The organism is Actinomadura geliboluensis, from assembly GCF_005889745.1.
GTDB lineage: Bacteria > Actinomycetota > Actinomycetes > Streptosporangiales > Streptosporangiaceae > Spirillospora > Spirillospora geliboluensis.
In genome coordinates, this window is the sequence record NZ_VCKZ01000459.1 from 1 (window position 1) to 6,931 (window position 6,931).

General features: G+C 73.9%; 7 protein-coding genes and 1 pseudogene. 2 read left to right on the forward strand and 6 right to left on the reverse strand.

Going from position 1 to position 6,931, the window contains the following annotated elements; translation table 11 throughout:
* Positions 1 to 180 precede the first annotated feature (180 nt).
* Entirely contained in the window at positions 181 to 504 is a 324-nt protein-coding gene (gene fdxA / locus ETD96_RS38350; RefSeq protein ID WP_138641397.1) for a ferredoxin, read from the forward strand.
* A gap of 1 nt (position 505) precedes the next feature.
* Complete coding sequence (locus tag ETD96_RS38355) at positions 506 to 1,138, forward strand: helix-turn-helix transcriptional regulator (protein WP_138641398.1); 633 nt, start codon at positions 506 to 508, stop codon at positions 1,136 to 1,138.
* 52 nt (positions 1,139 to 1,190) lie between these two features.
* Here ETD96_RS38355 and ETD96_RS38360 read toward each other — a convergent pair whose 3' ends face one another.
* The 6 genes and pseudogenes from ETD96_RS38360 to ETD96_RS45380 all read right to left on the reverse strand — a co-directional run.
* A complete protein-coding gene (locus ETD96_RS38360) occupies positions 1,191 to 1,523 on the reverse strand; it encodes a cupin domain-containing protein (protein WP_138641399.1) in 333 nt (110 codons plus the stop codon).
* Between the two features lie 96 nt (positions 1,524 to 1,619).
* Positions 1,620 to 2,825 (reverse strand): L,D-transpeptidase, encoded by a 1,206-nt coding sequence (locus tag ETD96_RS38365; protein WP_138641400.1) that lies wholly within the window; start codon positions 2,823 to 2,825, stop codon positions 1,620 to 1,622.
* A gap of 141 nt (positions 2,826 to 2,966) precedes the next feature.
* Positions 2,967 to 3,722 carry a 6-phosphogluconolactonase gene (pgl, locus tag ETD96_RS38370; protein WP_138641401.1) on the reverse strand — a complete coding sequence of 252 codons (756 nt, stop codon included), beginning with the start codon at positions 3,720 to 3,722 and terminating at the stop codon, positions 2,967 to 2,969.
* The gene (locus ETD96_RS38375) at positions 3,719 to 4,747 is read right to left on the reverse strand and encodes a glucose-6-phosphate dehydrogenase assembly protein OpcA (RefSeq protein ID WP_138641402.1); all 1,029 of its coding nucleotides are present in this window, start codon (positions 4,745 to 4,747) and stop codon (positions 3,719 to 3,721) included. Before ETD96_RS38375 ends, pgl begins: the two co-directional genes overlap by 4 nt.
* On the reverse strand, positions 4,747 to 6,273 hold the full coding sequence (gene zwf / locus ETD96_RS38380) for a glucose-6-phosphate dehydrogenase (protein WP_138641403.1): 1,527 nt from the start codon (positions 6,271 to 6,273) through the stop codon (positions 4,747 to 4,749). The genes ETD96_RS38375 and zwf overlap by 1 nt, the downstream gene beginning before the upstream one ends.
* Before the next feature lie 110 nt (positions 6,274 to 6,383).
* A pseudogene (locus ETD96_RS45380) lies at positions 6,384 to 6,931 on the reverse strand (hypothetical protein); the annotation flags it as partial.

Below are 6,931 nucleotides of genomic sequence, written 5' to 3' on the forward strand. Positions count from 1 at the left end.
CGGTAGCCGCGCCGCCCGCCCCGCCCAGTGGCCGCAGGTCGACGGGCCATCGACTTTGGTCGGCGGTCGGCGGTCGGCGGTCGGCGGGACCGCGCGGCCCGGCCGCCTGTTCGCTTATTATTTACATGTAGGATTGTCACAAATAGATGCCGGGGGCGATGTGGAGACGAGGAGCGCGCCGTGACCTATGTGATCGCCGAACCGTGCGTCGACGTCAAGGACCGGGCGTGCGTCGACGAGTGCCCGGTCGACTGCATCTACGAGGGGGCGCGGGCCCTCTACATCCACCCGGACGAATGCGTCGACTGCGGCGCGTGCGAGCCGGTGTGCCCGGTCGAGGCCATCTACTACGAGGACGACCTCCCGGACCGCTGGACGGACTACACGCGGGCCAACGCCGAGTTCTTCGACGACCTCGGCTCGCCCGGCGGCGCGACCAAGCTCGGCGCCCTGGACCGCGACCACCCGCTGATCGCCGCGCTGCCGCCGGCGGAGGAGGGCTGAGATGACCGCCGAACGCTCCCGCCGCCAGGAGGTCCTGGACATCCTGCGCGACGCCGGCGCCGCGCTCGGCGTCGCCGAGGTCGCCGAGCGGCTCGGCGTCCACGCCAACACCGCGCGCTTCCACCTGGACGCCCTGACCGCCGAGGGGACCGTCGAGCGCACCGCCGAGCAGCCCTCCGGCCCCGGCCGGCCCCGCACCGTCTACGCCCCCCGCCCCGGCATGGACCGCGGCGGCGCCCGCGGCTACCGCCTGCTCGCCCAGATCCTGCTCAGCCGGCTCGCCGCCGAGGGGCCCACCGCCCGCGAGAGCGCCGCGCGGGCGGGCCGCGAGTGGGGCCGCTACCTCGTCGACCGGCCGCCGCCGTTCCAGCGGCTGAGCGCCGCGGAGGCGACCGACCGGCTCACCGCCCTGCTGGACGACCTGGACTTCGCCCCCCGCCCGGGCGGCGACCTCATCCGGCTGCGGCACTGCCCGTTCCTGGAGCTCGCCGAGGAGTACGGGCCACTGGTCTGCGACGTCCACCTCGGGCTCATGCAGGGCGCGCTGAAGGAGCTGGACGCGCCGGTCGAGGCCGACCGGCTGGAGCCCTTCGCCGAACCCGGCGCCTGCCTCGCGCACCTGCGCCGCGAATGACCTCCTCCGGGGACCCCAGGCGGGGTCCCCGGAGGAGGTCGGGGGGTGGTGCTCAGCCCACCTTGGCGACGGTGAGCAGGACGGCCGCGTCCTCCAGCGCCTCCAGGCTGTGCCGCGCGTCCGGGACGATCAGCAGGTCGCCGGACATCCCGTCCCACGAGTTCTCCCCGGCCAGCAGCCGGACCCGCCCGTGCAGCACGTGGATGGTCGCCTCGCCGGGGTTCTCGTGCTCCGACAGGGTGGTGCCCGCCGTCAGGGCCACCAGCGTCTGGCGCAGGACGTGCTCATGTCCGCCGTAGACGGTGTCCGCGCTGCGCCCGGTCGAGCCGGCCGCGGCCCGCTTCAGATGGTCACGTACCTGTGCGTCCAACGAGAGCTTCTGCATGGCCCCAAGTCTGCCCCGTGATCGCGCGCGCACACGAGACACCGGGCACACGAGATGCAGTGCATATCGCGCACACGAGACGCAGGGCACGCGGGGTCAGGTGAGCGGGAGGCCCGTCACCGGCTTGCCGGTCGCGCTGCCCGCCAGCCAGCCGTCCCAGTCCTTCGCCCACGGCGTCGGGCCGTTGCCGAACTGCAGCTGCCGGGACGTGCCCGTCACCTTCACGATGTCGCCCCGGTTCGTGAAGTCGTAGAACCATTTGGCGTCGGACGGGGCGGCGTTCACGCACCCGTGGCTGACGTTGTCGTTGCCCTGCGCGTCGGTCGACCAGGGCGCCGAGTGGACGAAGGTCCCGCTGTAGGTGAGGCGGACGTTCCACTTCGTCGGGATCCGGTACTCGCCGGGGTCGCCGGTGGTCGCGGAGTCCATGACGATGTCGGCGGCCTTCTCCTGCGCGATCATCGTCCCGCTGTAGCTGTCGTGGCCCGGCTTGCCGAGGCTGACCTTCATCGTCCGGACGGTCCGGCCGCCGTCGGTCACCGTCGCCCGGTGCTTCTTGGCGTCGATCGTGGTGATGTGCCGCGCGCCCACCGTGAAGCTGGCGCTGCGGTCCTTCGTCCCGTAGACGCCGTCGCCGACCTTGAGCCCCGCCAGGTGCGCGATGACCTTCACCTTCTGCCCGGAGGGCCAGTAGTCGCGGGGCCGGAAGTCGACCTCCTTGTCGCTGACCCAGTACCAGGCGCCCTCGACCGGCTTGGACATCCGGACCTCGAGGGCCTTCTCGACCGCGACCTTCCCCGCCTTGGTGCTCACCGGCCGGGACAGCAGCAACTGCACGGGCATGCCGACGCCGACGGTCTCGCCGTCCAGCGGCGACATGCCCGACGTCAGCTTCTTCTGCGGCGTCAGCGTCGTGAACGTCGACGTCGCGGTGACCGGCTTGCCGCCCTCACCGGTGCCCGTCGCGGTGACCGTGTACGTCGTGGACGGCCGCAGCGTCCACGACGACTTCCACGACTTGCCGTCCGCGGCGAGCCTGCCCTCGGCCTTGGCGTTCTTCTGGCCGTAGGTGAGGGTGACATTGGTGAGCTTGCCGTTGTCTGCGGTGACGGTGACGGGCTGGTCGGGCGCCGCCTGCCGCGTCCCGGTGGCCGGCGTGATCGCCAGCTTCACCGCGTCCGCGTCCTTGCCGCCGCCGTCTCCGCCCTTGCCGCCACCGCCGCCGGACGAGCAGCCGGCGACGGCGACGAGCACCGCCCCTGCGACCGCCGCGATCGCCGTCCCGGACCGACCCTTGCGCACCTGAGAACTCCTCACGCTCGCCTGCCGTGCCCATCGCGCGGGTCATCCCGCGTTCAAGGCCCGCACAAGGTATGCACGTGCTCAGGTTATGCACGGTTCAGCGCGACCCATGCGACACCACGGCCACTCTTCGGTGTTCTCTCAGTCGGGCAATTCCGCCGCGGCGGCACTGTCCAGGAGGAACAGGGTCCGGTCACGCCCGCGCGCGCCGGCGGCCGGGGCGCGGGCGACGTCCGTGCCCGCCGCCAGGGCGAGCCGGACGGCCTCCGCCTTCGACGCGCCCGCCGCCAGCACCCACACCTCGCGCGCGGCGCGCAGCGACGGGAAAGTCAGCGAGATCCGGGTCGGCGGCGGTTTGGGGGAGTCCCGCACCGCGACCACCGGACGCTCGTCGCGCAGCCCCGGCAGGCCGGGGAACAGCGACGCGACGTGCGCGTCCGGGCCCACGCCGAGCATCAGCACGTCGAACTCCGGGACCGGGCCGCCGCCCGGCCCGGCGGCGGCGCGCAGCTCGGCCGCGTACCGCTCCGCCGCCGCGTCCGGGTGGTCGCCGTCCGGGCCGTCCGGGCCGGCCATCACGTGCACCCGCGCCGGGTCGACCGGGACGTGGTCGAGCAGCGCCGCCCGCGCCCCGGTCTCGTTGCGCTCGGGGTCGCCGGCGGGGCGGAACCGCTCGTCGCCCCACCACACGTCCACGCGGGACCAGTCGACCGCGTCGCGCGCGCCGGACGCGGCGACCGCCGCCAGCACCGCGGTGCCGACCCCGCCGCCGGTCAGCACGACCGACGCCGCGCCGCGCGCCGCCTGGGCGTCGGCGATCCGGGTCAGCAGCCGCGCCGCGGCCGCCGCGGCGAGCAGCTCCTGGTCGCGGTGGACCAGGACGGCCGGGGCGCTCACGCCTGCCCCTCGGCCTCGTGCCGCGCCTTGGCGTGCCGCTTGGCCGGGCCGGTCTTCGCCGCCGCGTCCGTCGCCGACACCGGATCGTCGGCCACGCCGGGCCGCGCCGTGCCGTGCGCGAGGTCCTTGGCGAACCGGGCCGCGGCCTCGCGGTACACCTCGTCGGGGTCGAGCCGGCGCAGCTCCTCGGCCAGCAGGTCGGGCATCGGGCGGCGCAGCAGCGACACCTGCCGGTCGGGCTGCCCCGGCCGGCACAGCGTCGCGACCCGCCCGTCCGGGCGGTGGATGACGATGTCGCCGCTGGTGGTGGTGAGCCGGACGCCGGTGATCCCGGGCCCCTCGGACACGGACCGCTCCAGCGGCACGCCGAGCCGGACCGACAGCCACGCCGCCAGCAGCTCCGCGCTCGGGCTGTCCGGCTCGGCGGTCACCTCGCCGGACACGATGTCGTCGTGGTCCTGGTCGAGCGCGGCGGCCAGCAGCGACCGCCACGACGTCAGCCGCGTCCAGGTGAAGTCGGTGTCGCCCGGCCGGTAGCCCTGCGCGAGCTGCGCGAGGGTGCCGAGCCGGTCGCGGGCCGCGTAGGAGTCGGTCACCCGGCGCTGCGCCAGCGCGCCGAGCGGGTCCTTCGCCGGGACCTTCGGCACCTTGCCGCCCGGCCACCACGTCACGACCGGGGTGTCCGGCATCAGCAGCGGCACGACCACCGAGTCGGCGTGCTCGGCGAGCGGCCCGTACATGCGCAGCAGCACGGTCTCGCCCGGACCGGTCTCGCCCATCCGGATCTCGGCGTCCAGCCGCGACGAGCCGCCGCGCGGGTCGCGGGAGATCACGGTCAGCACCCGGCAGGGGTGCTCGCGCGCCGCCTCCGTCGCGGCGCGGACCGCGTCGTACTGCGCCGACTCGTCGGTCACGATGATCAGGGTCAGCACCATGCCGACCGCCGGGCCGCCCATCAGGTGCCGGGACTGCGTCAGCGCGTCCTGGATCTTGCGGGTGGTGGTTCCGGTGAGATCGATGTTCATTAGAGCCGCCTCCAGGTGCGCCCGTCCCGCGCCATCAGCTCGTCGGCGCTGTCGGGCCCGTAGCCGCCGGACTTGTACTGGTCGAGTCCGCCGCGGCTCGCCCAGAACTCGGTGATCGGGTCGAGGATCTGCCAGGACAGCTCGACCTCCTCCTGCCGGGGGAACAGCGGCGGGTCGCCGATCAGCACGTCCAGCAGCAGCCGCTCGTAGGCCTCGGGGGAGGTCTCGGTGAACGACTCGCCGTAGGCGAAGTCCATGTTGACGTCGCGGATCTCCATCGAGGTGCCGGGCACCTTCGAGCCGAACCGGACCGTGATGCCCTCGTCCGGCTGCACCCGCATCACCAGGGCGTTCTGCCCGAGCTCCTCGGTGTCGGTCTGCGAGAACGGCAGGTGCGGCGCCTTCTGGAACACCATCGCGACCTCGGTCACGCGGCGGCTGAGCCGCTTGCCGGTGCGCAGGTAGAACGGGACGCCCGCCCAGCGCCGGTTCTCGATCTCCAGCTTGACCGCCGCGTAGGTCTCGGTGCGGGAGTCGGCGGGGATGCCGTCCTCCTCCAGGTACCCGCGGACGTTCACGCCGCCCTGCCAGCCCGCCGCGTACTGCCCGCGCGCGGTCGCCTCGGCGAGGTCGCCGGGCACCCGCACCGAGGACAGGATCTTGGCCTTCTCGGCGCGGACCGCCTCGGCGCGGAACGAGGTGGGCTCCTCCATCGCCGTCAGCGCCAGCAGCTGCAGCAGGTGGTTCTGGATGACGTCGCGGGCGGCTCCTATGCCGTCGTAGTAGCCGGCCCGGCCGCCGATGCCGATGTCCTCGGCCATCGTGATCTGCACGTGGTCGACGAACGACCGGTTCCAGATCGGCTCGAACATCGTGTTGGCGAACCGCAGCGCCAGGATGTTCTGCACCGTCTCCTTGCCGAGGTAGTGGTCGATCCGGAAGATCGACTCCTCGGGGAAGACGCGGTGCACGGTGTCGTTCAGCTCCACCGCGGTCTTCAGGTCCCGGCCGAACGGCTTCTCGATCACCACCCGGCGCCAGGCGCCCTCCTTGCGGTCGGCGAGTCCGCTGCGCTGCAGCTGCTCGACGACCTGGGGGAAGAACTTCGGCGGGATCGACAGGTAGAAGGCGTAGTTGCCGCCGGTGCCGCGGCTCTCGTCCAGCTCCTTGACCGCCATCGACAGCGCGTCGAACGCGCCCGGGTCGGAGAACTCGCCGGGGACGAAGTGCATGCCCTCCGACAGGTGCGTCCACACGTCCTCGCGGAACGGGGTCCGCGCGTGCGCCTTGACCGACTCGTAGGCGATCTGCCGGAAGTCCTCGTTCTCCCAGTCCCGGCGCGCGAAGCCGACCAGCGAGAAGCCCGGCGGCAGCAGCCCCCGGTTCGCCAGGTCGTAGATCGCCGGGAGCAGCTTCTTGCGGGACAGGTCCCCGGTGACCCCGAACAGCACGAGCACGCACGGCCCGGCCACCCGCGGCAGGCGCTTGTCCCGCGGGTCGCGGAGCGGATTGGCTGGGTTGGTCACGTGGCCCCCTCTGATCGGACTGCGCCTTCTCGTCTCACTGCTGCAAGCATCCTGCCCCAACTCGTGTCACGGGCCCCACTTCCTGGAACGGGCGCCCTCCGTGCGGGGCCTCATCGCCCCGCGCCGGCGGCGTCGAGCAGCCGGGCGAGTCCCGCCCAGCGGTTCTGCAGGTGCAGCCGCACCACCGCGCGCCCCGCCGCGCGCGCGTCGCGGGCGTCCCCGAGCGCCCGCGCGAGCTGCAGCATGGCCAGCCGGTGGTGCCGGCCCGGGACCGGTACGTCGCGGGCGACGTTCCCGGTCACCAACAGGTATACGCCTTCGCCGGATTGATCATTCCCGGCCGCGCGGGGCCGCCCGCCCCAGCCGGTCCGCACCGGCCGGCCGCAGCGCGCGGCGAGGAGCGCGGCCAGCCGGCGCACCTGCGCGCCCTGCCCGCGCGCCTCGTCGGGATCGAGGTGCGCGGCGAGGTCCAGGCGCCCGGCCGGGCCGACCGCGGCGGCCACCGCGTCCAGCAGCGCCGGGAGGCCGGACGCGCCGGCCAGCGCGGGCACCGTCGTGTGCGCCTCCACCGCGCGGCCGGGGTCGCCGTCGGCGAACAGCGGGTCGCCGGACCCGTCGTCCACCGTCATCGCGGCGGGCGGCGGGGGCGGCGCGAGCG